The organism is Streptomyces sp. NBC_01352 (genome assembly GCF_036237295.1).
Taxonomy (GTDB): Bacteria; Actinomycetota; Actinomycetes; order Streptomycetales; family Streptomycetaceae; genus Streptomyces; species Streptomyces plumbiresistens.
The window spans coordinates 3,672,157-3,698,148 of sequence record NZ_CP108354.1 but is presented as its reverse complement, the minus strand read 5'-3'; the positions used below and the strand labels follow the sequence as shown (position 1 = coordinate 3,698,148).

At 70.8% G+C, this 25,992-nt stretch carries 27 protein-coding genes; 21 read left to right on the top strand and 6 right to left on the bottom strand.

Features of this window, described 5'->3' with window-relative positions:
• Nucleotides 1–45 precede the first annotated feature (45 nt).
• The 4 genes from OG252_RS17115 (at nucleotide 46) to OG252_RS17100 (ending at nucleotide 4,103) form a co-directional block, all read left to right on the top strand.
• The gene (locus tag OG252_RS17115; protein WP_329337030.1) at nucleotides 46–1,044 is read left to right on the top strand and encodes an ABC transporter permease; all 999 of its coding nucleotides are present in this window, start codon (nucleotides 46–48) and stop codon (nucleotides 1,042–1,044) included.
• Complete coding sequence (locus tag OG252_RS17110; protein WP_266433542.1) at nucleotides 1,041–2,138, top strand: ABC transporter ATP-binding protein; 1,098 nt, start codon at nucleotides 1,041–1,043, stop codon at nucleotides 2,136–2,138. Before OG252_RS17115 ends, OG252_RS17110 begins: the two co-directional genes overlap by 4 nt.
• Nucleotides 2,135–3,382, top strand: coding sequence for an ABC transporter ATP-binding protein (locus tag OG252_RS17105; protein WP_266433540.1), 1,248 nt, complete (start codon nucleotides 2,135–2,137; stop codon nucleotides 3,380–3,382). Before OG252_RS17110 ends, OG252_RS17105 begins: the two co-directional genes overlap by 4 nt.
• A gap of 64 nt (nucleotides 3,383–3,446) precedes the next feature.
• Nucleotides 3,447–4,103, top strand: a complete 657-nt coding sequence (locus OG252_RS17100) for a trimeric intracellular cation channel family protein (RefSeq protein ID WP_266433537.1) — start codon at nucleotides 3,447–3,449, stop codon at nucleotides 4,101–4,103.
• Here OG252_RS17100 and OG252_RS17095 read toward each other — a convergent pair.
• Nucleotides 4,012–5,205, bottom strand: coding sequence for an alpha/beta hydrolase (locus OG252_RS17095; protein WP_329337027.1), 1,194 nt, complete (start codon nucleotides 5,203–5,205; stop codon nucleotides 4,012–4,014). The genes OG252_RS17100 and OG252_RS17095 overlap by 92 nt on opposite strands.
• Nucleotides 5,206–5,362: 157 nt before the next feature.
• Between OG252_RS17095 and OG252_RS17090 the strand changes: the two genes are divergently transcribed.
• Both OG252_RS17090 and OG252_RS17085 read left to right on the top strand, forming a co-directional pair.
• Nucleotides 5,363–6,214, top strand: coding sequence for a thioesterase family protein (locus OG252_RS17090; protein ID WP_329337025.1), 852 nt, complete (start codon nucleotides 5,363–5,365; stop codon nucleotides 6,212–6,214).
• Nucleotides 6,215–6,283: 69 nt separating this feature from the next.
• Nucleotides 6,284–7,258: a helix-turn-helix transcriptional regulator gene (locus tag OG252_RS17085; protein WP_329337024.1), complete on the top strand. Its 975-nt coding sequence runs from the start codon at nucleotides 6,284–6,286 to the stop codon at nucleotides 7,256–7,258.
• Nucleotides 7,259–7,291: 33 nt separating this feature from the next.
• Here OG252_RS17085 and OG252_RS17080 read toward each other — a convergent pair whose 3' ends face one another.
• Nucleotides 7,292–7,918, bottom strand: a complete 627-nt coding sequence (locus tag OG252_RS17080; RefSeq protein ID WP_266433529.1) for a TetR family transcriptional regulator — start codon at nucleotides 7,916–7,918, stop codon at nucleotides 7,292–7,294.
• A gap of 146 nt (nucleotides 7,919–8,064) precedes the next feature.
• Between OG252_RS17080 and OG252_RS17075 the strand changes: the two genes are divergently transcribed.
• From OG252_RS17075 to OG252_RS17060, 4 genes are all read left to right on the top strand, one after another.
• Entirely contained in the window at nucleotides 8,065–8,229 is a 165-nt protein-coding gene (locus tag OG252_RS17075) for a hypothetical protein (RefSeq protein ID WP_266433527.1), read from the top strand.
• A gap of 63 nt (nucleotides 8,230–8,292) precedes the next feature.
• Nucleotides 8,293–8,559 (top strand): DUF4190 domain-containing protein, encoded by a 267-nt coding sequence (locus OG252_RS17070; protein ID WP_266433525.1) that lies wholly within the window; start codon nucleotides 8,293–8,295, stop codon nucleotides 8,557–8,559.
• Nucleotides 8,560–8,634: 75 nt separating this feature from the next.
• The gene (locus tag OG252_RS17065; protein ID WP_266433523.1) at nucleotides 8,635–9,804 is read left to right on the top strand and encodes a cysteine desulfurase family protein; all 1,170 of its coding nucleotides are present in this window, start codon (nucleotides 8,635–8,637) and stop codon (nucleotides 9,802–9,804) included.
• A gap of 60 nt (nucleotides 9,805–9,864) precedes the next feature.
• On the top strand, nucleotides 9,865–10,239 hold the full coding sequence (locus OG252_RS17060; RefSeq protein WP_266433521.1) for a DUF1304 domain-containing protein: 375 nt from the start codon (nucleotides 9,865–9,867) through the stop codon (nucleotides 10,237–10,239).
• 4 nt (nucleotides 10,240–10,243) lie between these two features.
• Here the strand turns inward: OG252_RS17060 and OG252_RS17055 are convergent, their stop codons facing one another.
• A complete protein-coding gene (locus OG252_RS17055; RefSeq protein ID WP_266433519.1) occupies nucleotides 10,244–10,912 on the bottom strand; it encodes an N-acetylmuramoyl-L-alanine amidase in 669 nt (222 codons plus the stop codon).
• Nucleotides 10,913–10,972: 60 nt separating this feature from the next.
• Here OG252_RS17055 and mnmA point away from each other — a divergent pair, with 60 nt between their 5' ends.
• The gene (gene mnmA, locus OG252_RS17050; RefSeq protein ID WP_266433517.1) at nucleotides 10,973–12,103 is read left to right on the top strand and encodes a tRNA 2-thiouridine(34) synthase MnmA; all 1,131 of its coding nucleotides are present in this window, start codon (nucleotides 10,973–10,975) and stop codon (nucleotides 12,101–12,103) included.
• A 58-nt stretch (nucleotides 12,104–12,161) separates the two neighbouring features.
• On the opposite strand, the gene OG252_RS17045 is transcribed toward mnmA, so the two are convergent.
• Complete coding sequence (locus OG252_RS17045; RefSeq protein ID WP_266433515.1) at nucleotides 12,162–12,941, bottom strand: alpha/beta fold hydrolase; 780 nt, start codon at nucleotides 12,939–12,941, stop codon at nucleotides 12,162–12,164.
• A 37-nt stretch (nucleotides 12,942–12,978) separates the two neighbouring features.
• Nucleotides 12,979–13,302, bottom strand: a complete 324-nt coding sequence (locus OG252_RS17040) for a DUF427 domain-containing protein (RefSeq protein WP_266433513.1) — start codon at nucleotides 13,300–13,302, stop codon at nucleotides 12,979–12,981.
• A gap of 50 nt (nucleotides 13,303–13,352) precedes the next feature.
• On the opposite strand from OG252_RS17040, the gene OG252_RS17035 reads away from it, so the two are divergent.
• The 9 genes from OG252_RS17035 (at nucleotide 13,353) to gatB (ending at nucleotide 24,455) form a co-directional block, all read left to right on the top strand.
• Complete coding sequence (locus tag OG252_RS17035) at nucleotides 13,353–13,892, top strand: TIGR00730 family Rossman fold protein (protein ID WP_266433511.1); 540 nt, start codon at nucleotides 13,353–13,355, stop codon at nucleotides 13,890–13,892.
• Between the two features lie 18 nt (nucleotides 13,893–13,910).
• Nucleotides 13,911–14,609, top strand: a complete 699-nt coding sequence (locus OG252_RS17030; RefSeq protein ID WP_266433509.1) for an SDR family oxidoreductase — start codon at nucleotides 13,911–13,913, stop codon at nucleotides 14,607–14,609.
• 236 nt (nucleotides 14,610–14,845) lie between these two features.
• Nucleotides 14,846–15,847 (top strand): methionine synthase, encoded by a 1,002-nt coding sequence (locus OG252_RS17025; protein WP_266433507.1) that lies wholly within the window; start codon nucleotides 14,846–14,848, stop codon nucleotides 15,845–15,847.
• A gap of 15 nt (nucleotides 15,848–15,862) precedes the next feature.
• Entirely contained in the window at nucleotides 15,863–18,055 is a 2,193-nt protein-coding gene (gene ligA / locus OG252_RS17020) for an NAD-dependent DNA ligase LigA (RefSeq protein WP_329337015.1), read from the top strand.
• A 279-nt stretch (nucleotides 18,056–18,334) separates the two neighbouring features.
• Entirely contained in the window at nucleotides 18,335–20,599 is a 2,265-nt protein-coding gene (locus OG252_RS17015) for a putative bifunctional diguanylate cyclase/phosphodiesterase (protein WP_266433503.1), read from the top strand.
• A 285-nt stretch (nucleotides 20,600–20,884) separates the two neighbouring features.
• Nucleotides 20,885–21,181, top strand: a complete 297-nt coding sequence (gatC, locus tag OG252_RS17010) for an Asp-tRNA(Asn)/Glu-tRNA(Gln) amidotransferase subunit GatC (protein ID WP_007384860.1) — start codon at nucleotides 20,885–20,887, stop codon at nucleotides 21,179–21,181.
• 5 nt (nucleotides 21,182–21,186) lie between these two features.
• Nucleotides 21,187–22,689 (top strand): Asp-tRNA(Asn)/Glu-tRNA(Gln) amidotransferase subunit GatA, encoded by a 1,503-nt coding sequence (gene gatA, locus OG252_RS17005; protein ID WP_329337012.1) that lies wholly within the window; start codon nucleotides 21,187–21,189, stop codon nucleotides 22,687–22,689.
• Nucleotides 22,686–22,925: a hypothetical protein gene (locus tag OG252_RS17000; RefSeq protein ID WP_053747884.1), complete on the top strand. Its 240-nt coding sequence runs from the start codon at nucleotides 22,686–22,688 to the stop codon at nucleotides 22,923–22,925. Before gatA ends, OG252_RS17000 begins: the two co-directional genes overlap by 4 nt.
• A 15-nt stretch (nucleotides 22,926–22,940) precedes the next feature.
• Complete coding sequence (gene gatB, locus OG252_RS16995; protein ID WP_266433498.1) at nucleotides 22,941–24,455, top strand: Asp-tRNA(Asn)/Glu-tRNA(Gln) amidotransferase subunit GatB; 1,515 nt, start codon at nucleotides 22,941–22,943, stop codon at nucleotides 24,453–24,455.
• Between the two features lie 62 nt (nucleotides 24,456–24,517).
• Here gatB and OG252_RS16990 read toward each other — a convergent pair whose 3' ends face one another.
• Nucleotides 24,518–25,321 carry an SAM-dependent methyltransferase gene (locus tag OG252_RS16990; protein WP_329337008.1) on the bottom strand — a complete coding sequence of 268 codons (804 nt, stop codon included), beginning with the start codon at nucleotides 25,319–25,321 and terminating at the stop codon, nucleotides 24,518–24,520.
• Between the two features lie 188 nt (nucleotides 25,322–25,509).
• On the opposite strand from OG252_RS16990, the gene OG252_RS16985 reads away from it, so the two are divergent.
• Nucleotides 25,510–25,803, top strand: a complete 294-nt coding sequence (locus tag OG252_RS16985) for a hypothetical protein (protein WP_266433494.1) — start codon at nucleotides 25,510–25,512, stop codon at nucleotides 25,801–25,803.
• The last annotated feature ends 189 nt before the right edge of the window (nucleotides 25,804–25,992 follow it).

Genomic DNA, 25,992 nt, shown 5'->3' with positions numbered 1-25,992 from the left:
CCGGAAGACCTCCGGTGGCCCACGGTCCGCGGCGGGCCGAGAGCTGTGCTCGCTTACCTCATCAGGCGGTTGTTCGCCGCCGCAGTGATGCTCGTGGTCATCATCATGGTGGTCTTCGGCATCTTCTTCCTCGTCCCCAAGTGGGCGGGGGTAGACATCGCCTCGAGCTTCGTGGGCAAGCAGGCCGACCCGGCCGCCGTCGAGGCGGTGCGACAGAAGTTGGGCCTCGGCGACCCGATCTACGTCCAGGTCTGGGAGTTCTTCAAGGGCATCTTCGTCGGCCGCACTTATTCGGGCGGCGGTGATGTCACCGAGTGTGCCGCGCCGTGCTTCGGCTACTCCTTCCGCAGCGAGCAGGCCGTCTGGCCGGTGCTCACCGACCGCTTCCCGGTGACCCTGGGGCTCGCGCTCGGTGCCGCCGTGCTGTGGTTGATCCTCGGCGTCGCGGCGGGCGTGCTCTCCGCGCTCAAGCGGGGAACCCTCTGGGACCGCGGCGCGATGCTCATCGCACTCTCGGGTGTCTCCCTCCCGATCTACTTCACCGGCATGCTGTCCCTTTCGATCTTCGTCTTCGGGCTGGACTTGTTCGACGGGCAGTACGTGCCTCTGGACGACAGCTTCGGCGGATGGTTCGGCGGCATGATCCTGCCGTGGATCACCCTCGCGTTCCTGTACGCGGCGATGTACGCCCGGATCACCCGGGCCACCATGATGGAGATCCTCGGCGAGGACTACATCCGCACCGCCCGCGCCAAGGGTCTCAAGGAGCAGACCGTCATCGGCAAGCACGCCATGCGCTCGACGATGACGCCGATCCTGACCATGCTCGGCATGGACCTCGGCGCCCTCATCGGCGGCGCGATCCTGACAGAGACCACGTTCAGCCTGCCCGGCCTCGGCCAGGCGGTGCTCAATGCCATCAAGAATCAGGACCTGCCCATCATCCTGGGCGTCACCTTGATCACTTCTATCGCGGTGCTCTTCGCCAACCTCGTGGTGGACATCCTGTACGCCGTGATCGACCCCCGAGTGAGGCTCACATGACCGAACTCAGCAAGAGCGGAGCGGCCGTGGGCGAGCCCACCGGTTCCTCGCCCGCCCCGACCTCCTTCCTGGAAGTGCGCGACCTGAAGGTGCACTTCCCGACCGACGACGGCCTGGTCAAGTCCGTCGACGGGCTCAGCTTCCAGCTGGAGAAGGGCAAGACCCTCGGCATCGTGGGCGAGTCCGGCTCCGGCAAGTCGGTGACCTCGCTCGGCATCATGGGCCTGCACACCGCCGGCCAGTACGGCAAGCGCAAGGCGCAGATCTCCGGCGAGATCTGGCTGGACGGGACCGAACTCCTGTCCGCCGACCCCGACTACGTGCGCAAGCTGCGCGGCCGCGAGATGGCGATGATCTTCCAGGATCCGCTGTCGGCGCTGCACCCGTACTACACGATCGGCCAGCAGATCGTGGAGGCGTACCGGATCCACCACGACGTCGACAAGAAGACCGCCAAACGCCGCGCGGTCGAGATGCTCGACCGGGTGGGCATCCCGCAGCCGGACAAGCGGGTCGACAGCTACCCGCACGAGTTCTCCGGCGGTATGCGCCAGCGCGCGATGATCGCGATGTCGCTGGTCAACAACCCCGAGCTGCTGATCGCGGACGAGCCGACGACCGCCCTGGACGTCACCGTCCAGGCGCAGATCCTCGACCTGATCCGTGACCTGCAGAAGGAGTTCGGCTCCGCGGTCATCGTCATCACCCACGACCTGGGCGTCGTCGCCGAACTGGCCGACGACATCCTGGTGATGTACGGCGGCCGCTGTGTCGAGCGGGGCCCGGCCGAGAAGGTGTTCTACGAGCCCCGGCACCCCTACACCTGGGGTCTGCTGGGCTCGATGCCGCGCCTGGACCGCGACCAGCAGGAGCGCCTGATCCCGGTCAAGGGCTCCCCGCCCTCGCTGATCAACATCCCGTCAGGCTGCGCCTTCAACCCGCGCTGCCCGTACGCGGACCTCCCGAAGGACAACGTCACCCGCACCGTCCGCCCCGAGCTCGCCGAAGTGGGCAGCCGGCACTGGGCCGCCTGCCACCTGGGCACGGAGCAGCGGGAGCGTATCTGGACCGAAGAGATTGCGCCGAAGCTGTGAGTGACGACGAGAAAGCGGTGACGATTCCCGCGCAGGGCGACGCTCCCAAGGAGGAGGGCGCCACCCTCACGAAGGACCCCGCCCCCGGCGAGGTCCTGCTGAGGGTGTCCGGGCTGAAGAAGCACTTCCCGATCAAGAAGGGGCTGCTCCAGCGGCAGGTCGGCGCGGTGCACGCGGTCGACGGCATCGACTTCGAGGTCCGCTCCGGCGAGACGCTCGGCGTCGTCGGCGAGTCCGGCTGCGGCAAGTCCACGATGGGCCGGCTGATCACCCGGCTGCTCGAACCGACCGCCGGAAAGGTCGAGTTCGAGGGCAGGGACATCACGCACCTCGGTGTGAGCGCGATGCGCCCGATGCGCCGCGACGTGCAGATGATCTTCCAGGACCCGTACTCCTCGCTGAACCCGCGCCACACCATCGGCACGATCGTCGGCGCCCCCTTCAAGCTCCAGGGCGTCGAGCCCGAGGGCGGCATCAAGAAGGAGGTCCAGCGTCTGCTGGAGGTGGTCGGCCTCAACCCCGAGCACTACAACCGCTATCCGCACGAGTTCTCCGGCGGCCAGCGCCAGCGCATCGGCATCGCCCGCGCGCTCGCGCTGAACCCGAAGCTGGTCGTGGCGGACGAGCCGGTCTCGGCTCTGGACGTGTCGATCCAGGCGCAGGTGGTGAACCTGCTGGACGACCTCCAGCAGGAGCTGGGCCTGACGTACGTGATCATCGCGCACGACCTGTCCGTCGTACGCCACGTCTCGGACCGTATCGCCGTGATGTACCTCGGCAAGATCGTGGAGCTCTCCGACCGCGACTCGCTGTACAAGGCGCCGATGCACCCGTACACCAAGGCGCTCATGTCGGCGGTGCCGATCCCGGACCCGCGCCGCAAGGCGGCCAAGAGCGAGCGCATCCTGCTCAAGGGCGACGTGCCCTCGCCGATCTCCCCGCCGAGCGGCTGCCGCTTCCACACCCGGTGCTGGAAGGCGACGCAGATCTGCACGACGGTCGAGCCGCCGCTCGTCGAGCTGAAGCCCGGCCAGCAGGTCGCCTGCCACCACCCGGAGAACTTCGCGGACCAGGCCCCGCAGGACACGGTGCTGCTGACCGTGGCCAAGGAGGCTGCCGAGCTGGTCGCGGACGAGGTGCTGGCGGAGTCGGCGGAGACGTCGGCGGCGGTGGCGGCGGAGGTCACCAAGGAGACCGACGTCACCAAGGAGACCGACGTCACCAAGGACGCCAACGACAAGTAGCCCACAACTGAGCCCCCGCCTTCCATCGAAAGGCGGGGGCTCAGTTCTGGGTAAGAATGTACGGGTGCTCCAGCAACTGTTCAGCCCGTCCGTCCAGCACACGCTCGACCTGATCGGCATCTTCGTCTTCGCCATCTCCGGCGCCCTGCTGGCCGTGCGCAAGAACTTCGACGTCTTCGGCATCGCCGTCCTCGCCGAGGTCACCGCGCTGGGCGGCGGGCTGTTCCGCGACGTGGTCATCGGGGCCGTACCGCCCGCCGCCTTCACGGACCTCGGGTACTTCACGACCCCGCTGCTCGCCGCCCTCCTGGTGTTCTTCCTGCACCCGCACGTGGAGCGCATCCAGGCCGGCGTGAACGTCTTCGACGCGGCCGGCCTCGGCCTGTTCTGCGTCGCCGGCACGACGAAGGCGTACGAGTACGGCCTCGGCCTGGCCCAGTCGGCGGCCCTCGGCCTCGCCACCGCGGTCGGCGGCGGTGTGCTGCGGGACGTGCTCGCCAACGAGGTGCCCTCGCTGCTGCGCTGGGACCGCGACCTGTACGCGGTCCCGGCGATGGTCGGCGCCACCATGGTCGTCCTGTGCCTCCACTACGACGCCCTCAACCCGCTCACCAGCGCGCTCGCGGTCGTCACCGCGTTCGTCCTGCGGCTGCTCGCGATGCGGTTCCACTGGCGAGCGCCGCGTGCGTGGAACCGGCGCTCGACCGTACGGGAGGAGTAGCGGTGCCGAGGCCCAGCTGTTCGGTCAGCCAGCGGAAGGCGGGCACCACCTGCGGTCGCCACAGCGCCATGGTGTGGCCGCCCGCGCTCTTCGGGATGTAGACGACGTGCACGCTCGTCGGCGCCTTCGCGATCTGTTCGAGGGCCACGGCGTCCTCGTAGCCGTCGTTCGGCTGGCCGGAGAGGTAGAGCGCGACCGGGGGCGGGGTGCGGGCCTCGCGGAGCAGCAGGTAGGGGTTGTTCGCGTTGCGCAGGACGGGGTTCTGCGCGGCGAGCGAGCTGCGTTCGCCGATGGGGTCGTTGTAGCCCGACAGGCTGACCGCGGCCCGGTAGCGGTCGGGGTGCGCGACGGCGAGCTTCGCCGCGCAGTGCGCGCCCGCGGAGTACCCGGCCACCGCCCAGCCCGCCGGTGCGGGTTCGGTGCGGAAGTTGTCCATGACCATCCTCGGTACGTCCACGCTGAGCCAGCTGTCCGCGTTCACCGTGCCCGTGATGTTGGCGCAGCCCGGGTCCACGCCGGCCAGCAGGTTGGTGCGCGGCGCGACCAGGATGAACGGCGCGACCTCGCCGCTGCGCATCAGCGGCCGCAGCTGTTTGTCGGCGTGCAGGGACGCGAACCAGGCCTTCGCCGAGCCGGGATAGCCCGACAGCAGCTCGACGACCGGGAACTTGTGGTGCCGGTAGGCGTGTTGGCCGTACTGCGGCGGCAGCCAGACGTAGACCTCGGCGTTCACGCCCGACACCCGGCCCTTGAGCTGGGTGACACGCACGCCGCCGGCCTCCGTGAATCTCTGCCGGACCTTGGGCAGCCGGTTCAGTGCGATCCCGCCGGTGCCGTCGGCGCCCAGGTCGGCGGCCTGCTGGACGTGGTTGCCCGTGCCGAGGAGGTCGCCCCAGTTGTCGTAGAGGCTGTTCTGGTTGTTGACCAGCACGAAGACCAGCGCGACCGCCGTGCCCTGCGCGAACACCAGCATCAGCACCCGGGCCGCGGCACGCAGGGCCCGGGGTCCCCGCATCCGCGACCACAGCGCGAGCGGCAGCGCGAGGGCGACGACGGCCAGCGCGATCAGCGTGTAGAGGAACGAAGTCCCGGTGAGGCTCATGTATCTGGAGAGGGGCGACGGCGGCCTCGGGTTTACGGACGAGTGGGGACACTTACCGAGAAATTGACCGTTTCTCACCTGGGGCGCGAGAGCCGGTGTCACGCGCCCGTAACGATAAAAGCTACCGCTTAGTAATTACCTGTTGTACCGTTCAGCCATGTCAGAAGCAGCTACCGTGCGCGCCGTCATCGGCGACAGCGAGTTCGACCGGGACACCGCGGTCACCCTGCGCGAACCCGGCGTCTACGACATCGACCTCTCCGCCGGCTGGACGATCATCAGTGCCGTCAACGGCGGCTATCTCCTCGCCGTCCTGGGCCGCGCGCTCGCGCACGCCCTGCCGCACGCCGACCCGTTCACCATCTCGGCGCACTACCTGACCGCGTCCCAGCCCGGCCCGGCGGTGGTCCGCACGGACGTCGTCCGCACCGGCCGCACGCTCTCCACCGGCCAGGCCTCCCTCTTCCAGTACGACGACCAGGGCCGCGAGGTCGAACGCATCCGCGTCCTCGCCTCCTACGGCGACCTGGACGCGCTGCCGGACGACGTCCGCACCACGGCCGAGCCGCCCGCGATCCCGCCCATGGAGCAGTGCTCCGGCCCCGAGGACAGCCCGGCGCCCGTGCCGGGCAGCTCGGCGATCGCCGACCGGCTGATGCTGAAGCTCGACCCCTCGACGCTGGGCTGGGCGCTCGGAGCGCCCTCCGGCAAGGGGGAGATGCGGGCCTGGTTCGGCCTCGCCGACGGCCGCGACCCCGACCCCTTCGCGCTGCTCCTGGCCGTCGACGCGCTGCCGCCGACCGCCTTCGAGATCGGCCTGTCCGGCTGGGTGCCCACGGTCGAACTGACGGTCCACGTCCGCTGCCGCCCGGCCCCGGGCCCGCTGCGCGTCGCGATCACCACCCGCAACCTCGCCGGCGGCTTCCTGGAGGAGGACGCCGAGGTGTGGGACAGCGCGGACCGACTGGTCGCGCAGTCGCGGCAGCTGGCCAGGGTCAGGCTCGGCTGAGGTCCTCGGCCGGGAGGCCGCCGGGACCCTGAGGCCCGCGCTCCGGGCCCGGCCCTGGATCCTGGTGCGGTGAAGTCCGACCGCCTGCTGTCGATCCTGCTGCTCCTGCAGACCCGCGGCCGCGTCCCCGCGCCCGAACTCGCCGAGCGCCTCGAGGTGTCCGTCCGCACCATCTACCGGGACGTCGAGGCCCTGTCCGCCTCCGGCGTCCCGGTCTACGCCGAACGCGGCCGGCACGGCGGGATCGAGCTGCTCGCCGGGTTCCGTACGGACGTCACGGGACTGACCGCCGACGAGTCCCGTGCGCTGTTCATCCTGGCGGCCCAGGGTGCGCACGCCGCGCTCGGCCTGGACGCGGCCCTCGGCTCGGCCCTGCGCAAGGTGATGGCCGCGCTGCCCGCCCCGCACCGCCCGGCCGCCGAGGTGACCTCCCGCCGCATCCTCGTCGACGCCACGCGCTGGAAGGGCGGCCCGCGACAGGCGGTGGACCTGGAGACCTTGCAGGACGCGGTGTTCGCCGACCGCAGGCTGCGGCTGCGCTACCGGCACGGCGGCGAGCGGGAGGTGCGGACGTACACCGTGGACCCGTACGGGCTGGTCGCCAAGGCGGGCGTCTGGTACCTGGTCGCCGACCGGCGCGGGAGGCCGCGGCTCTTCCGCGCAGACCGGGTACGGTCGGCGACCGTCCTGGCCGACCCGGTCAGGCGCCGGCCCGGCGTCGAACTCGCCGACGTCTGGGAGGTGTTGCGCCGGCAGGTCGAGGAGCGCCCCGGCGGACTCGACGTCACCGTACGTGTCCGCCGCGACCGCCTCGACCTGTTCCTGCGCATCAGCGCCTCGTCGCTGGTCGAACTCCCCGACGACGACGGCGAGAGCGCCTGGGTGACGGCCCGGCTGTCGTACGGCGTGCTCGGCGAGGCCCGTCAACTGCTGCAGTTCTCCGACCGGGTGGAGGTCCTCTCCCCGCCGGAAGTGCGCGAGGAACTGGCCCGGGCGGCCGCCGCTGTCACGGACCTCTACCGGCCGGGCGTCGGTCAGGGCTGAGTGCCCGCAGGGCCTTGTGGCCCCCGGCTCGGCTCAGTCCAGCCAGTGGTCACGGCCGATGCTGATCAGCCGCAGCTGCCGGGTCGCCACCTGGACCACCCGCTCGCGCTCCTCCGGCGAAGCCTCCAGCGTCTCCAGGAACAGCGAGGCGGTGATCAGCATCTGGTCGACGTACAGGTTGGCCAGCATGAGGAGGTCGTCCTCGCTCCAGCCCGCGGACTCGGGGTCCTTGGCCAGCTCCGTCTTCACCTCCTGGCCGAACCGCGCCAGTTGCTCGCGTATCGCCTCCCGCACCGGCTGGACTCCGCCGTGTCGCTCACGGGCGATAAAACGGACATGTGCGGGGTACGCGTCCACATGGCCGGCGATCAACTCGACCGCGCGTGCGATGCGTTGGTCGTGGTCGTCCGCCCCGGACACCGTCGTCCGGATCATCGGGTGCAGGCTGCCCAGTGCCTCCTCGACCAGGGCCACGCCGAGATCCGCGGTGGAGCGGAAGTGCCGGTAGAAGGCCGTGGGGGCGACACCGACGGCACGGGTGACCTCGCGCAGGCCGAGACTGCTCAGGCTCTGCTCCTCCAGCAGTCCCAACGCGGCGTCCAGGAGCGCCTGTCGGGTCTTCTGCTTCTGTGCCTGCCGGACGCCGAGGATGTGACTCATGCCATGCAGTTAACAACTGTTCTCTGGAATTGGAAAGTCATGGGGCGCGCTAGACTGGGAAGTCAGTGAACAACTGTACCTACAAGCGTTCACCGAAACGTAACGAGAGCGACTTGCGAGTCCTCTCGTCGGAGGGGGTTCCACCCATGCTGTTCCTCGTCGCCGCGTTCCTGCTGCTCGGTGTCGTCCTCGGCACCGTCGCCCACGCGCCGCTCGGCTTCTCCGCCGTCGCCGCCGTCGTGATCGCCGTCTGGCTCGGCATCTTCGCGATCCGTGAGCGCCACGGCCGCCGCCGCGGCACCACCCACTGACCGGCCGTCCACCGACGACCGACCGTCCATACGACGCCTGCGACTTCCAGGAGCTGACCCGTCATGCAACTCACCGCACCGGCCACCCGCCGCACCGGCATCCGGGACGCCGACGGCATGGCCGTAGCGTCCTTCGTCCTCGGCCTTCTCGGACTCCTCGTCCTGAACCTCTTCCTCGGCCCGACCGCCATCGCCCTGGCAGCCATCTCCCTGTGGCGCGGCACGACCCGCAAGGGCCGCGCGTACCTGGGCCTGGGCCTGGGCGTCGCCGACCTGCTGGTCCTGCTGGCGTTCATGCAGATGGACAACGCGGTGTCCTGGAGCATCTGACGCGGCGGCGGCCGGTCCGCCACCGTGGGGCGCCCCTCCGAGGCCACCAGCGGGGCCCGTAGAATCGGCGTCACCATGGCATACCTCGACCACGCCGCGACCACCCCGATGCTTCCCGAGGCAGTCGAGGCGCTCACCGCGCACCTGAGCATCACCGGCAACGCCTCCTCCCTCCACGCGTCCGGCCGCCGGGCGAGGCGGACCGTGGAGGAGGCCCGCGAGACCCTCGCGGAAGCGCTCGGCGCCCGTCCCAGCGAGGTCGTCTTCACCTCCGGCGGCACCGAGGCCGACAACCTCGCCGTCAAGGGCCTCTACTGGTCCCGCCGCGCCGCCGACCCGGCCCGCACCCGGGTCCTCGCGAGCCCCGTCGAGCACCACGCCGTCCTGGACGCGGTCCACTGGCTCGGCGAACACGAGGGCGCCACGGTCGAGTACCTCCCCGTCGACGCCTACGGCCGAGTCCACCCCGACGCGCTGCGCGAGGCCATCGCCCGCAACCCCGACGACGTCGCCCTGGCCACCATCATGTGGGCGAACAACGAGATCGGCACGGTCCTGCCGATCCGCGAACTGGCCGAAACCGCCGCCGAGTTCGACGTCCCCCTGCACGCCGACGCCGTCCAGGCCTTCGGCCAGGTCCCCGTCGACTTCGCCGCCTCCGGCCTCGCCGCGATGACGGTCTCGGGCCACAAGATCGGCGGCCCGTACGGCATCGGCGCCCTGCTGCTCGGCCGCGAGCACACCCCCGTCCCCGTCCTGCACGGCGGCGGCCAGGAGCGGCATGTCCGCTCCGGCACCCTCGACGTCCCCGCGGTCGCCTCCTTCGCGGTCGCCGGTCTGCTGGCCGCCGAGCAGCGCGAGTGGTTCGAGCGGGAGATCGGCACCCTGCGCGACAGCCTGGTCGAGGAGGTCCGCAAGGCGGTCCCCGACGCGATCCTCGGCGGCGACCCGGCACCCGGCGGCCGCCTTCCCGCCAACGCCCACTTCACCTTCCCGGGCTGCGAGGGCGACTCCCTGCTCCTCCTGCTGGACGCCCAGGGCATCGAGTGCTCCACCGGCTCCGCCTGCACCGCGGGCGTCGCCCAGCCCAGCCACGTCCTCCTCGCCACCGGCACCGACCCCGACCTGGCCCGCGGCACCCTCCGGTTCTCGCTCGGCCACACCTCCACGGAGGCCGACGTCGAGGCGGTCGCCAAGGCGATCGGCCCGGCGGTGGAGCGGGCACGCGCGGCGGGACTGACGTAGGAGCGCGCGCCCCCGGCGCGCGCCCTTGCCGGTCTCCCGACCGCGGCGGAAACTCCGGGCGTGAACACCCTCACCCAGGTCTTCGCCCTTCTCGCGGCCGTCATCCACCTCGTCGTGGGCGTACTCGAACGCTTCTGCTACGACCGCCCGGCGGTCCGCGTCTTCCTCACCACATCCCCGGCCGACGCCCCCGAGGTCACGCTGTGGCGCTCGGGTGTCGCCGTCTACAACATGCTGCTCGGCCTCGGCCTGATCGCCGGAGTCGTCGCCCTGCACACCGGCGACACCACCGTGGGCCGCACCCTGATCGTCTTCCTGTGCGCGTTCCTGATCGTGTCCGCGGTGGCCTTCGCCGCTTCCTTCCCGCCGCTGTGGCGGGGAGCGCTCGGCCAAGGGCTCGCGCCGGCCGCAGCCCTGGTCGCGGCCCTGTTCTGACCGCTCACGCCACCGCCGTACGGGCCTTCCGCACGAGCTTCATGTACCGGTTCCAGTCCCAGTGCTCCCCGGGGTCGGTGTGGTCCGTCCCCGGCACCTCGACGTGGCCGATGATGTGCTCGCGGTCGACCGGGATGTCGTAGCGCGCGCATATTCGGGCCGTGAGCCGGGCCGAGGACTCGTACATCTCGGCGGTGAAGTCCTGCGGCCGGTCGACGAAGCCCTCGTGCTCGATGCCTACACTGCGCTCGTTGTAGTCCCGGTTGCCCGCGTGGTACGCCACGTCCAGCTCGCGGATCATCTGCGCGACGGTGCCGTCCTTGCCCACGATGTAGTGCGCGGCCGCGCCGTGCCCCGGATCCTGGAAGACCTTCACCGCGCTGTCGAAGCTGCCCTGCGTGACATGGATGACCACCAGGTCCACGCCGTAGTCCTCGGGCCGGTCCGCGCGCCGCCAGTTCGCGTCCGACGCGGCCACCCAGCGCGCGCCCGCGTAGTCGACCTCGCCCTCCTTGCGCGGCTTCTCCACGCCCGGTGTGCGCCACCACAGGCGCCCCAGCTCGTCACGGGCCAGCACGGCAGTGCCCGCCGCGGCCGCCGCTCCGCCGATCAGCAGGGCACGCCGGCCGATGTGCCGGTCGGCGTCCTTCTCGTTGGCTCGTCTCGCCCCCATGTGATCGTGAACGGATACTCGTGGGCTTCGGTTCCCGAGGGCCCTTACTCTTGAAGGGTTATGACTGACACCACGCAGCCCACCCGTCCTCTTCGCGTCCTCGCCGCCATGTCGGGCGGGGTCGACTCCGCCGTCGCCGCCGCCCGCGCGGCCGAGGCGGGGCACGACGTGACCGGCGTCCACCTCGCCCTCTCGGCGAACCCGCAATCGTTCCGCACGGGCGCGCGTGGCTGTTGCACCATCGAGGACTCCCGAGACGCCCGCCGCGCCGCCGACGTCATCGGTATCCCGTTCTACGTGTGGGACCTCGCCGACCGCTTCCGCGAGGACGTCGTCGAGGACTTCGTCGCCGAGTACGAGGCCGGCCGCACCCCGAACCCCTGCCTGCGCTGCAACGAGAAGATCAAGTTCGCCGCCCTGCTCGACAAGGCCCTCGCCCTCGGCTTCGACGCGGTCTGCACGGGCCACTACGCCCAGGTGATCGTCCGCGACGACGGCACCCGCGAACTGCACCGCGCCTCCGACATGGCCAAGGACCAGTCGTACGTCCTCGGCGTCCTGGACGACCGGCAGCTCGCCCACGCGCTGTTCCCCCTCGGCGACACGGTGACGACGAAGGACGAGATCCGCGCCGAGGCCGAGCGCCGCGGGCTGGCGGTGGCCAAGAAGCCCGACTCGCACGACATCTGCTTCATCGCCGACGGCGACACCCAGGGCTTCCTCGCCTCCCGCCTCGGCAAGGCGGAGGGCGACATCGTCGACGAGTCGGGAGCCAGGCTCGGCAGCCACGAGGGCGCGTACGGCTTCACCATCGGCCAGCGCAAGGGCCTCAGGATCGGCACCCCGGCCCCCGACGGCAAGCCGCGCTACGTCCTGGACATCTCGCCGGTGAACAACACGGTGACGGTCGGCCCGGCCGACGCCCTGGACGTGAACGCGCTCACCGCCATCAAGCCCCGCTGGTGCGGCGCCGCCCCGACCGGCCCCGGCACCTACACCGCCCAGCTCCGCGCCCACGGCGGCGAGACCGAGGTCAGGGCCGAACTCGTCGACGGCACCCTGGAGGTCACGTTCACCGAGCCGGTACGCGGCGTGGCCCCCGGCCAGGCGATCGTCCTGTACGACGGCACGCGCGTGGTCGGCTCGGCGACGATCGCGTCCACGGTGCGGGCGACGGCGGGCGTGGCGTAACCACGTCTGAGACGAACGGCTGAGACGACCACCCCTAGGCACCCGCCCCGGGGAGGAGTCACCCGGCGAAGAACTCCGCCAGCACCGGTGCGAGCGCGTTCGGGTCCACCATGTGGGTCTGCCCCTCCAGCGCCCGGTACGTGCCCTGAGGCACCGCCTCCGCGATCGCCCGCGTGGCCTCCCGCAGCCACGCGGGGCTCGCGCCGCCGGCCGCGGCCAGGACGGGGACGCCGACAGAGGCCAGCAGGGGACGGGGAACCCGGCCGTCACCCAGCACGGCGGCGTCGTACGCGAGGCTCTGCGCGAGGGCTTCCATGCCGGGCCACATGGGGGACTGGCGGGCACCCTGGATCATCTCCTCGGCCAGCCCGGTGAGCCGCAGGAACAACTCGACGGCGTCCCCGCGCCGGTCCTGCGCGAGCGCCTCGGTCAGCCCCTCGGTGTACTCGGTCCACTGCTTGGCGCCGTCCTCGTACACGGCGTACGGCGTCTCGTACACCGCGACCCGGCGCACCGGCAGCCCGCTCGCCGCGGCGTGCAGCACCAGCGCGCCACCGGACGAGATGCCGTACAGCGAGGCCTCGCCGCCCACCGCCCCGATCAGCGCCGCGAGGTCCTCGACCTCACGCTCCACCGCGAACGGGGCCGTGTCGCCGCTCTCGCCGCGGCCCCGGCGGTCGTAGGAGACCACCGTGAACCGGTCGGACAGCGGCACAGCCAGCGGCGCGACCGTGGCCCCCGTCGACATGGCCCCGCTGACCAGGATGACCGCGGGGCCCGCACCGGTGCTCTGGTATGCGATGGAGGTGCCGTCGCGCGAAGTCGTCTTCTTGTCCATGCTTCTGGAGATTGCCCGACGAGACCGGACTAATCGGTCACGACACTTCGACTTCGTAGAAGCAGAGGTGGTCCTTGATCTCGGCCACGTCCGGCTTCGGGGCGGGGTACGCCCAGACCAGATCGGCCGCGTCCGGCAGCGACCAGTAGGAGGCGGTGCCCTTGAACGGGCAGTAGGTGTGCGTCTCGGAGGGCTTCAACAGGTCGAGCCGTACGTCCTCCGGCGGGATGTAGTACCGCACCGGACAGCCCGTCTCCCGCAGGAGAAGGGGCCGTTCGGTCTCCGCCAGCACCTGGTCTCCGTGGACGACCCGTACTCGCTGCGTGCCCTGCTCGATGGTGATCGTGTGTCCTTCGGCCATACCGGAACAGCGCTCGCGGGCCGCCGGTTCTTCCCGCGTACGGTGGCTTCATGCGAATCTGCGTCTTCCTTTCCGCTGCCGACCTCGACGAGCGCTACACCCGCCCCGCACGGGAGTTCGCGAAGCTGATCGGCAAGGGCGGGCACACGCTGGTGTGGGGCGGCTCCGACGTGGGGCTGATGAAGGTGGTCGCCGACGGGGTGCAGGAGGCGGGCGGCCGGCTGCTGGGCGTCTCCGTGGACTTCCTGGCGGCCAAGGCACGTCAGGGAGCCGACGAGATGGTCATCGCGCGCGACCTGGCCGAGCGCAAGAGGCTCCTCCTGGAGAAGGCCGACGCGGTCGTCATCATGGTCGGCGGTACCGGCACGCTCGACGAGGCGACCGAGATCCTGGAACTGAAGAAGCACGGCCACACCGACAAGCCGGTCGTGCTCCTCAACACCGCGGGTTTCTACGACGGCCTCAAGGAGCAGTTCCGCCGCATGGAGGACGAGGGGTTCCTGCCGCGCCCGCTGACCGACCTGGTGTTCTTCGCCGAGGAGCCGGTGGGGGCGCTGGCGTACCTGGAGGAGAGCCGGGGCGTCGAATGAGGCGGGCCTGATGCGAGCATGGCGGGCATGGCTACTCATGTGATCACCGGAGCCGGGTCCGGCATCGGCGCGGCCGTGGCCCGCCGTCTGCACGCGCGCGGGGACGATCTCGTGCTGCACGCGCGCGACGCGGGCCGCGCGAAGGAACTGGCGGCGGAGTTCCCCGGCGCGCGGACGCTGGTGGGTGACCTGGCGGACCCCGACAAGCTGTCCTGGGCCTTCTCGCACCAGTCGCTTCCCGACCGCGTGGACTCCCTGCTCCACATCGCCGGCGTCGTCGACCTCGGCCCGGTGGGCGACCTCACGCCCAAGTCCTGGCGCCACCAGCTCAACGTCAACCTCGTCGCGCCCGCCGAGCTGACCCGCCACTTCCTGCCCCAACTCCGCGCCGCTCGCGGCCACGTGGTCTTCGTCAACTCCGGGGCCGGCCTGAACGCCCACGCCGACTGGTCCGCGTACGCGGCGTCCAAGCACGGTCTGAAGGCCCTGGCGGACGCGCTGCGCCACGAGGAACACGCGAACGGCGTCCGCGTCACCTCCGTGTATCCCGGCCGCACGGCAAGCCCCATGCAGGCCAAGGTCCACCAGCAGGAGGGCAAGGAGTACGACCCGTCCCAGTGGATCGACCCGGAGTCGGTCGCGAAGACACTCCTCCTGTCCCTGGACCTCCCGAGGGACGCGGAGATCAACGACGTGACGGTCCGCCCGGGCCGTTGACGGCTGACGGCCGTGGGGTTCGCGCAGGTCTCGGTCTCTTGATTGGTTCACCTCTCGACCGACCGAGTCGGGTGGTGGGTGGGCGAAGGTCCGGGGGTCCAGGGGGCGGAGCCCCCTGGTACGGGGTCGAAGGGGCAGCGCCCCTGGGGATGGGACGGGTAGGGGCGGCGGGGGCGAGAAACCGCCCCCGCACCGGAGCACCCACCCCCCACCACCACCTACGTAGGCTTCTGCACGTGACCGCAACTTTCAGCTTCGCCCCCGCCACCGGCATCGGCTCCCTCCCCGGCGGCGACGCCAGGGAGGCCGCCAGGACAGCCACCGGCTCCTTCGAGGACTTCCCCTTCCTTCCCGAGCTCCCCGCCCGCGGCCCCGGCGCGGACATGATCGGCCGGACCGCAGGAATGCTCGTCGAGCTGTACGCGCGCGTGGAGCCCAGCGGCTGGCGGCTCGGCGACCGCCCGGGCCGGGACACCAAGCGGGCCTGGTCGTGGCTGGGCGAAGACCTCGACGCGCTGGAGGAGTTCACCCAGGGGTACGAAGGGCAGCTGAAGGTGCAGGCCGTCGGACCCTGGACCCTCGCCGCCGCCCTGGAACTGAGAAACGGTCAGGCCGCCCTCTCCGACCCCGGCGCCTGCCGCGACCTCGCCGCCTCGCTCGCCGAGGGCGTGCGACTGCACCTGGAGGAGGTCCGGCGGCGCGTACCGGGTGCCCAGCTCGTGCTCCAGCTCGACGAGCCCTCCCTCGTCCCCGTACTGCGCGGGCAGGTGAAGACCGCCAGCGGGTACCGGACCCACCGCGCCCCCGACCGCCAGCTCGTCGAGTCCACGCTCCGGGACATCATCGGAGTTCACGGCGGCGGCCCGGTCGTGGTCCACTCGTGCGCGACGGACGTCCCCTTCGCCCTGCTGCGCCGGGCGGGCGCGGCCGCGGTCTCCTTCGACTTCTCGCTCCTCACCGAGCGTGACGACGACGCGATCGGTGAGGCGGTGGAGGGCGGCACCCGGCTCTTCGCCGGTGTCGTGCCGGGCACGGACGGCCCATTGTCAGACCCTGCCGGTAGCGTCATGGGTGTCAGGACGCTGTGGCGCAGGCTGGGGCTGCATCCGGGACTTCTCGGGGAGGCGGTCACGGTGACGCCGTCGTGCGGACTCGCGGGGGCGTCCCCCGCGTATGCGCGCGAGGCCCTCGCCCACTGCGCCCGGGCGGCGAGATCCCTCGCGGACAACCCAGAGTAACGGGAGGACAACACGGTGGCCGGCGAAAAGCAAGCGGAGACGACGGTGCCAGACGAGGCACGGGAGAAGCACGCGCAGCTCGCTGAGCAGATCGAGGAGCACCGCTTCCGGTACTACGTGAACGACGCTCCGGTCGTCAGCGACGCGGAGTTCGACAAGCTCCTGCGCACCCTGGAGGCGCTGGAGGAGGAGCACCCCGAGCTGCGCACGCCGAACTCGCCGACCCAGAAGGTCGCGGGGGCGTACGAGACGGAGTTCACGGCGGTCCAGCACCGCTCCCGCATGCTCTCGCTCGACAACGCCTTCAGCGACGAGGAGCTCGCCGCCTGGGCCGAGCGCGTCGCCAAGGACGTGGGCGCCCCGGACTACCACCTGCTGTGCGAGCTCAAGGTCGACGGCCTCGCCGTCAACCTGACGTATGAGCACGGCCGGCTCACACGCGCGGCGACCCGGGGCGACGGCCGCACCGGCGAGGACATCACGCCCAACGTCCGTACGATCGCGGAGATCCCGGACCGCCTGAAGGGCGACCGCGTCCCGGACCTTGTGGAGATCCGCGGCGAGGTCTACTTCCCGATGGAGAAGTTCCAGGAGCTCAACGCCCGCCTGGTCGAGGCCGGTGACAAGCCCTTCGCCAACCCGCGCAACGCGGCGGCCGGTTCACTGCGCCAGAAGGACCCGCGCGTCACCGCCACCCGCCCCCTCCACATGGTCGTGCACGGCATCGGAGTCCTGGAGGGCTTCGACGGCATGACCCGCCTCTCCCAGGGCTACGACCTCCTGAAGACCTGGGGCCTGCCCACCTCCGGGCACAACAAGGTGGTCGACGGCCTCGACGGCGTCCGGGAGTTCATCGCGTACTACGGCGAGAACCGGCACTCCGTGGAGCACGAGATCGACGGAGTCGTCGTCAAGCTCGACGAGATCCCGCTCCAGGGGCGTCTGGGCTCCACCTCGCGCGCCCCGCGCTGGGCGATCGCATACAAGTACGCGCCGGAAGAGGTGAACACCAAGCTCATCAACATCCGCGTGGGCGTGGGCCGTACGGGCCGGGTCACGCCGTACGCCCAGGTCGAACCGGTCACGGTCGCGGGCTCCGAGGTCGAGTTCGCCACCCTGCACAACCAGGAGGTCGTCAAGGCCAAGGGCGTCCTCATCGGGGACACGGTGGTGCTGCGCAAGGCCGGTGACGTCATCCCGGAGATCCTCGGCCCGGTCGTCGACCTGCGCGACGGCAGCGAGGAGCCCTTCGTCATGCCGTCGAAGTGCCCCGAGTGCGGCACCCCGTTGAGGCCGATGAAGGAAGGCGACATCGACCTCCGCTGCCCGAACGCCCGCACCTGCCCCGCCCAGTTGCGGGAACGTCTGTTCTATCTCGCGGGCCGCAAGTCGCTGGACATCGAGCACTTCGGGTATGTGGCCGCGGCCGCCCTCACCAAGCCGCTGGAGCCCGAGGAGCCGCCGCTGACCGACGAGGGCGACCTCTTCGACCTGACCATCGAGCAACTGCTGCCGATCAAGGCGTACGTCCTCGACCAGGACAGCGGCCTGCCCAAGCGCGACCCGAAGACCGGCGAGGAGAAGGTCGCCACCGTCTTCGCCAACCAGCAGGGCGAGCCGAAGAAGAACGCGCTCGCCATGCTGGAGAACATCGCGGCCGCGAAGCAACGCCCCCTCGCCCGCATCCTGACCGGCCTGTCGATCCGCCATGTCGGCCCGGTCGCCGCCGAGGCACTGGCCCGCGAGTTCCGCTCCGTGGACCGCATCGAGCAGGCCTCCGAGGAGGAGCTGGCGGCCACCGACGGCGTCGGCCCGATCATCGCGAAATCACTCAAAGAGTGGTTCTCCGAAGAGTGGCATCAGGAGATCCTCCGCAAATGGAAGGCCGCCGGCGTCCGGATGGAGGAGGAGGGCTCGGGCGGGGACGAGGGCCCGCGTCCGCTCGAAGGGCTCACCCTCGTCGTGACCGGCACACTCGAGCACTTCACCCGGGACGGCGCCAAGGAGGCGTTGCAAACTCGTGGCGCGAAAGTGACCGGTTCTGTTTCGAAGAAGACGTCTTTCGTCGTTGTGGGTGACAATCCAGGTTCGAAGTACGACAAGGCGATGCAGCTCAAGGTGCCCGTTCTGAACGAGGACGGCTTCAACGTCCTGCTGGAACAGGGCCCGGAGGCGGCGGCCGAAGTCGCGCTTCCGACCCAGGAGTAGCGAGGAGCGGCGGTTGAAGGCCACCCGATCGGCGCATACCAGATGCATACGGGTGGCCGGGGCGCATTCGGGCAACCGTCGACGACCGGTGCCCGTGGAAGCCTTCTGCGGCCTACTGTTGAGACATGCGCCTGCCGTGCCCAGCTGCGGTCGGGGCATCCCTTTGCTCTTGAAGAGCCTTCAGGAGCGGTGGGAAGGGTTTTCCAACGCGGCACCGCCGAGGCTGGTCGAGGCGAGGGCCGCGTGGCGTGGGCACCGCCGGCTGTGAGAGGGACGGGAATGGAACCGAGCGAGAGCGCCGCCCCGGACTCACGGCTGCGCCTGCGCCGGATGGTCGGCGCATGGCGGGAGATCCGGCGGGCCGCGCGGCCCGCGGAGCGTCCGGGCACGGAGGGGCACGCCGCCGGACAGTACCCGGCCGGACCCTACACGCAGACCGAAGGCCCGGGCGCCCACCGCCACACCGCCGACCGCACCTCCGGACTGTCGGACACCGAGGCGGAACGACACCTGTCCTGGCCCGCGCTGCCCGCGGCGGTCGTCGCGGCGGCCGGGTTCGTCCTGGGAGCCGGCTTCTACCGGGCCTTCACGGACGGCCACGCGCTCTTCCCGTCCGGCACCGTCGGCTGGTCGCTGGCCGTGCTGACCGGCGTCATCGTCGGCCACCTGGTGGCACTGGGCCGCGCCCGCTGGTGGGGCGGCACCGGCTCGGGCGCCGCCCTGACCCTCGCCGTCCTGCTGCTGTACGGCTGGGTGGCCGCCGGCATGGTCAGCCTCACCGTCGTCCTGCTGGTCGGCGTGGCCCGCCGCGGCCGCTGGCGCCAGGGCGTCATGCACGGCGCGGTGGACATCCTCGGCATCGGCGCCGGAGCCCTGCTGCTGCGCGCCTTCGGCCGGGTGCCGTCCGTCGAGCACCCCTGGAACCCGGACACCTGGACCGTCTACACCGCCCCCGAGGTCGTGCTGGTCGCGGTCGCCTACCTCGCGGTCACCCGCACCCTCGGCTGGTATCTGCACGCCCCGCGCTCCGGCGGCCTGCCCACCGTCGCCCGCACCGCCCTGGTCAGACAGGGCCTGCTCGCGGTCGCGCTGCTCGGCATCGCGCCCCTGGTCTGCGTGGTCGCCGCCGCGAAGCCCATCCTGCTGCCGCTGTTCGCCATCCCCCTCGTCGCCCTCGACTCCACCCTGTGGATAGCCCGGGCCCGGGCGGAGGAGCAGCTGCGCGATCCGCTGACCGGGCTTCCCAACCGCCAGTGGCTGCTGGAGCGCATCTGGACGGCCCTGGACGACGCCGAGCGCATCGGCGCCCGCTCCGCCCTGATGCTGATCGACCTGGACCGCTTCCGGTCGGTCAACGACACGCTGGGTCACCTCGCCGGTGACCGGCTGCTCCTCCAGATAGCCGACCGGCTCCGGCTGGCACTGCCGCGCGGTGCGGAGGCCGCACGGCTCGGCGGGGACGAGTTCGCCGTGTTACTGCCGGTCGCCGACTCCACGACCTCCGCGACCCGGGTCGCCCGCGGCCTCGTCGCCGCCCTCAGCTCCCCGCTCGACCTCGACGGACTCACCCTCGTCCTGGAGGCCAGCGCCGGAGTCGCCGTCTTCCCCGATCACGCCCTCGACGCCGAGGGGCTGCTGCGCCGGGCGGACGTGGCGATGTACCAGGCGAAGCGGGACCGTACGGGCGTCGAGGTCTACGAGTCCAAACGGGACTCCAACACCCCGGACCGGCTCGGGCTGCTGGGCGATCTGCGCCGGGCCCTGGACGCGCGCGAGGTCGAGCTGCACTACCAGCCCAAGGTCCGCTTCGACGGACAGGTGGCCGGCCTCGAGGCCCTGGTCCGCTGGGTGCACCCCGAGCGCGGCAAGGTGCCGCCGGACGAGTTCATCGCCATCGCCGAGTCGTCCGGCCTGATGCCCCACCTCACCGAATACGTCCTGGACACGGCCCTCGCCCAGGTCGCCGAGTGGCGCACGCAGGGGCTGTTCGTCCCGGTCGCGGTCAACGTCTCCCCGCGCGACGTCCACACGCCCGGCTTCGCCGGCTCGGTGGCCGCCCGGCTGGCCCGCCACGGCGTCCCGGCGGGAGCGCTCCAACTGGAGATAACGGAGCACGTGCTCCTGGAGGACCCGCAGCGTGCCGCCGACACCCTCGCCGCACTGACCGGCCACGGCGTGAAGATGTCCCTGGACGACTTCGGCACCGGCTACTCCTCGCTGGTGCACCTGCGCCGGCTCCCCGTCAGCGAACTGAAGATCGACCGTTCCTTCGTCGCCCGGCTGGCCTTCGACACCGAGGACGCGGAGATCGTGCGCTGCACGGTCGACCTCGCGCACTCGCTCGGCCTCCTCGTCGTCGCGGAGGGCGTCGAGGACGACGAGACCTGGGAGCGGCTGCGGGACATGGGCTGTGACGCCGTACAGGGCTGGCTGGTCGCGGCCGCGATGCCGCCGGAGGAGACGACGGCATGGCTGCGGGCGCGGGGGTCACGAGGGTGGCAGCGGCCGCGGGCGGCGTTGCCGGCGGCGGCGACCGACGAGTAGTTCTTTCCCCCCGCCGCCCTTACCCGTCCCATCCCCAGGGGCTGCGCCCCTTCGACCCCCTTGGCGGGAGAGCACAGGGGCGAGTGCGGGTTATTCGCGCCCATGCGGCGGAGCCGCCTGCTTTTAGGGGCGCGGGGAACTGCGCGACCAGCCCCCAGTTACCCGCACTCGCCCACCCGCCGCTGGGATCGGGCTTTCCACGGTGCCAAACCCGTGCGCGGGCATGTGGGCGCGCCCCATAGGATTGGCCCCAAACCACACACACTCACCCCAGAGGATCGCTGCATGCCTGGCATCACGCGCGAGGAGGTCGCCCACCTCGCACGGCTGGCGCGTCTGGAGCTGAAGCCCGAAGAGCTCGAGCACTTCGCGGGACAGCTGGACGACATCATCGGCGCGGTCGCCCGCGTCAGTGAGGTCGCCGACCAAGACGTACCGCCGACCTCGCACCCGCTCCCGCTGACGAACGTCATGCGCGCGGACGAGGTCCGTCCGTCGCTCACCCCCGAGCAGGCGCTCTCCGGCGCCCCGGCCCAGGAGCAGCAGCGTTTCAAGGTGCCGCAGATCCTGGGGGAGGACTAACCGCCATGACGGACAACGTCACCATCATCAAGCTCACGGCCGCCGAGACCGCCGCGAAGATCGCCTCCGGCGAGCTCACCGCGGTCGAGGTCACCGAGGCCCACCTGGCCCGCATCGAAGCGGTCGACGAGAAGGTGCACGCCTTCCTGCACGTCGACCGCGAGGGCGCGCTGGCCCAGGCTCGTGCCGTCGACGAGAAGCGGGCCAAGGGCGAGAAGCTCGGCCCCCTCGCCGGCGTCCCCCTCGCGCTCAAGGACATCTTCACCACCGAGGGCATCCCGACGACCGTCGGCTCGAAGATCCTCGAGGGCTGGATCCCGCCGTACGACGCGACCGTCACCAAGAAGCTGAAGGCCGCCGACGTCGTCATCCTCGGCAAGACCAACATGGACGAGTTCGCCATGGGGTCGTCGACGGAGAACAGCGCCTACGGCCCGACCGGCAACCCCTGGGACCTCACCAAGATCCCCGGCGGCTCCGGCGGCGGTTCCTCCGCCGCTCTCGCCTCCTTCCAGGCCCCGCTCGCCATCGGCACCGACACCGGCGGATCCATCCGCCAGCCGGCCGCCGTCACCGGCACGGTCGGCGTGAAGCCGACGTACGGCGCGGTCTCCCGCTACGGCATGGTCGCCTTCTCCTCCTCCCTCGACCAGGGCGGGCCCTGCGCCCGTACGGTCCTGGACGCGGCCCTGCTGCACGAGGTCATCGCCGGGCACGACCCGCTCGACTCCACCTCCATCGACGCCCCGGTCCCGCCGGTCGTCGAGGCCGCCCGCAACGGCAGCGTCGCGGGCATGCGCGTCGGCGTGGTCAAGCAGTTCCGCGGCGAGGGCTACCAGGCCGGTGTCATCCAGCGCTTCGACGAGTCCGTCGCCCTCCTCAAAGAGCTGGGCGCCGAGATCGTCGAGCTGGACTGCCCGTCCTTCGACCTCGCCCTGTCGGCGTACTACCTGATCGCCCCCTCCGAGTGCTCCTCCAACCTCGCCCGCTTCGACGGCCTGCGCTACGGCCTGCGGACCGGCGACGACGGCACGCACTCCGCCGAGGAGGTCACCTCCCTCACCCGCGAGGCGGGCTTCGGCCCCGAGGTCAAGCGCCGCATCATGCTCGGCACGTACGCCCTGTCGAGCGGGTACTACGACGCGTACTACGGCAGCGCCCAGAAGGTCCGTACGCTCATCACGAACGACTTCGAGAAGTCGTTCGAGCAGGTCGACGTGATCGTCTCCCCGACCACGCCCACCACCGCCTTCCCGATCGGCGAGCGTGCCGACGATCCGATGGCGATGTACCTCGCGGACCTGTGCACCATCCCGACCAACCTGGCGGGCAACGCGGCCATGTCGCTGCCCTGCGGTCTCGCCCCGGAGGACAACCTTCCGGTCGGGCTGCAGATCATCGCCCCCGCGCTGAAGGACGACCGCCTTTACAAGGTCGGCGCCGCCGTCGAGGCCGCCTTCGTGGAAAGGTGGGGTCACCCGCTGATCGAGGAGGCACCGTCGCTGTGAGCGCACTGACCAAGGCCAAGGGCTTCAAGAAGTCCAAGTCCGGTACGTACCTGTCCATCGCCGGGACCGCGTTCGGCGCGATCGGCGTCGCCAAGCGGCTCAAGAAGGCCCGCGCCGACAAGGACACCCTGGTCCTGATCGACGCCACCGTGTCCGCCGTCGCCATCGTCACAGGCCTCGCCATCCTCTACCGCGAGCTGAAGCGGCTGGGCGACGACGACGTCCTGCTGGGCTGAGAGGGAAGTTTCACCGTGACCACCACGATCGACCTGGTGTCGTACGAGGACGCGCTGGCGTCGTACGACCCCGTCATGGGCCTCGAGGTCCATGTCGAACTCGGCACCAAGACGAAGATGTTCTGCGGCTGTTCGACCGAGCTGGGCGCCGAGCCCAACTCGCAGACCTGCCCGACCTGCCTCGGCATGCCCGGCTCGCTCCCGGTCGTCAACGCGACCGGCGTCGAGTCCGCGATCAAGATCGGTCTCGCGCTGAACTGCGAGATCGCCGAGTGGTGCCGCTTCGCCCGGAAGAACTACTTCTATCCGGACATGCCGAAGAACTTCCAGACCTCCCAGTACGACGAGCCGATCGCCTTCAACGGCTACCTCGACGTGCAGCTGGAGGACGGCGAGACCTTCCGCGTGGAGATCGAGCGCGCCCACATGGAGGAGGACACCGGCAAGTCGATGCACGTCGGTGGCGCGACGGGCCGTATCCACGGCGCCTCGCACTCGCTCCTGGACTACAACCGCGCCGGCATCCCGCTCATCGAGATCGTCACCAAGCCGATCGAAGGGGCGGGCGAGCGCGCCCCCGAGGTGGCCAAGGCGTACGTCCGTGAGCTGCGCGAGGTCATCAAGGCGCTCGGCGTCTCCGAGGCCCGTATGGAGATGGGCCAGATGCGCTGCGACGTGAACCTGTCGCTGCGCCCGCACGGCCGGGAGAAGTTCGGCACGCGCTCCGAGACGAAGAACGTGAACTCGCTGCGGTCCGTGGAGCGCGCGGCCCGCTTCGAGATCCAGCGGCACGCGGCCGTGCTGAACAGCGGCGGCACGATCATCCAGGAGACCCGGCACTTCCACGAGGACACGGGGTCGACGACCTCGGGCCGCGTCAAGGAGGAGGCCGAGGACTACCGGTACTTCCCGGAGCCGGACCTGGTGCCGGTGGCCCCGACGCGCGAGTGGGTCGAGGAGATCCGTTCCGGTCTGCCGGAGCTGCCGCTGGTCCGCCGCAACCGCCTGCGCGAGGAGTGGGGCATCAGCGGCACCGAGATGCAGGCGATCCTCAACGCCGGTGCCCTGGAGTCGATCGTCGCCACCATCGACGCCGGTGCCGACGCCGGCTCCGCGCGCAAGTGGTGGATGGGCGAACTGGCCCGCAGCGCCAACGAGTCGGGCAAGACCCTGGACGAGCTGGCGATCACGCCGGAGCAGGTCGCCCGGGTCAGCAAGCTGGTGTCCTCCGGCGACCTGAACGACAAGCTGGCCCGCCAGGTCATCGAAGGCGTCCTCGCGGGCGAAGGCACCCCGGACGAGGTCGTCGACAAGCGTGGTCTGAAGGTCGTCTCCGACGAGGGCGCCCTCACCACCGCCGTCGAGGAGGCCATCGCCGGCAACCCGGGCGTCGCGGACAAGATCCGCGGCGGCAAGGTGGCCGCGGCCGGTGCCCTGGTCGGCGCCGTCATGAAGGCCACCCGCGGTCAGGCGGACGCGGCCCGCGTCAAGGAGCTGATCCTTCAGAAGCTGGGCGTCAGCGAGGGCTGAGTCCCGTTGTCGAAAGCCCGGGGGGATGCATCGCAACCGGATGCATCCCCCCGGGTTCGTTCTCAGAGCCGGCGCCCCACGAGCCGTACGAAGCCCAGCGCGCGCCCCTCGTCCACCCGCAGCATCTCCGCGCACTGGCGGGCCATCCGCACGTGGAACTCCTCGGTGCTCTCCTCGGCGACCACGTCGCACCACAGGAGCCAGTCCCGCCAGCCGTCCGGCTGCCAGTCGGCCGCCTCGACCTCGACGGCCCCGCTGCGCGTCCAGTGGCGCCGCCACCAGTCGGGGGAGTGGAAGCACCAGAAGTCGGGCTCCCACCACGGCGCGAGGTGCTCGGGCGGCTCGGTGCCCGTCGGCTCCTCCCGCAGTGCGGGGACGACGACACCGATCCGCCCGCCCGGCTTCAACAGCCGGGTCAGGCCAGGCAGATAGAGGTCGTCGGTGCCGAAGTACTGGTATGCGTCGATGCTCGCGATGGCGTCGAAGCTGCCCTCGGCGAAGGGCAGGTCGTGCGCCTCGACGTGCACGGGCTGCACCCGGTCGGCGAATCCGGCCTCGGCGATCCGGCGGGCGTTCTCGTCGGGCTTGACCCACAGGTCGGCCGCGGTGACCTGGGCGTCGTACTCCCTGGCCAGGAAGACCGAGGTCATAGCCCGGCCGCAGCCCAGGTCGAGGACGCGGGCGCCCGGGCGCAGGGCGTCCAGCCCGAGGGCGGGCGCGAGCCACTCCAGCAGCCACAGCGCGTGCGGGCCCATCTGGTTCTCGATGGTCCAGCGGACGTCGTAGCTGTTGCTGCGCGGGTAGCGGGCGTGGGTCAGCCGCTTGGTGAGGTCCTCATTCGAGGTCCTCGGGGTGTTGTCCGGCATCGGTGAACGGGCTCCTTGAGTCCGGGGAAGCGGAAGGGGATACGGAGGAGCTCGGCCGAACGCTCAAACAATGCACCTGCTCAGGTGGGCGGCGAGGTGCCGCGAGGACGGAAGACGCGCGGAAACTATCAGTCGGCCGCCGGGCCCCGCATCCGATTTCTCAGCCGGACGCGGTACGCTCGCCCGCCATGAGTGGACGCGGTGATTCCGAGATACACGACGTCGGAGATCCGGCCGAGGACGCCCGGCGGGCCCGCTGGACGGCGGCCGCCGGCGGGGCGCTGCTGGCGCTCGCGGGCCTGGCCGCTTCGACGCTCCGCCTCACCGGCTCCGCCCCCACGCTCGTCCCGGCCGCCTACGCCCTCGGCGCTGTGGTGTGCGCGCTGGCGTCGGTCCTCGGGTCCCGCGGGCGCACCCGGCGGGCCCTGTGGCTGCTGATCGCCGGCGTGATGGTGATGGCGCTGGGCGACCAGTTCGACTGAGGTGACAGAGTGCCCGTTACTGTCCTGTGATCTGTCTCCCACTCTTGTGAATAAACGCACGAACGCGTCAAACGATCACTTCCGCCTGCCAGAGTGGTCCTCACATTGCTCATGCGTTCTTTGCGGGCCGTTCACATCGTGTAGTTCGAAGATGTCTCATGAACGACTGACCCCGGTCAAAGATCCACA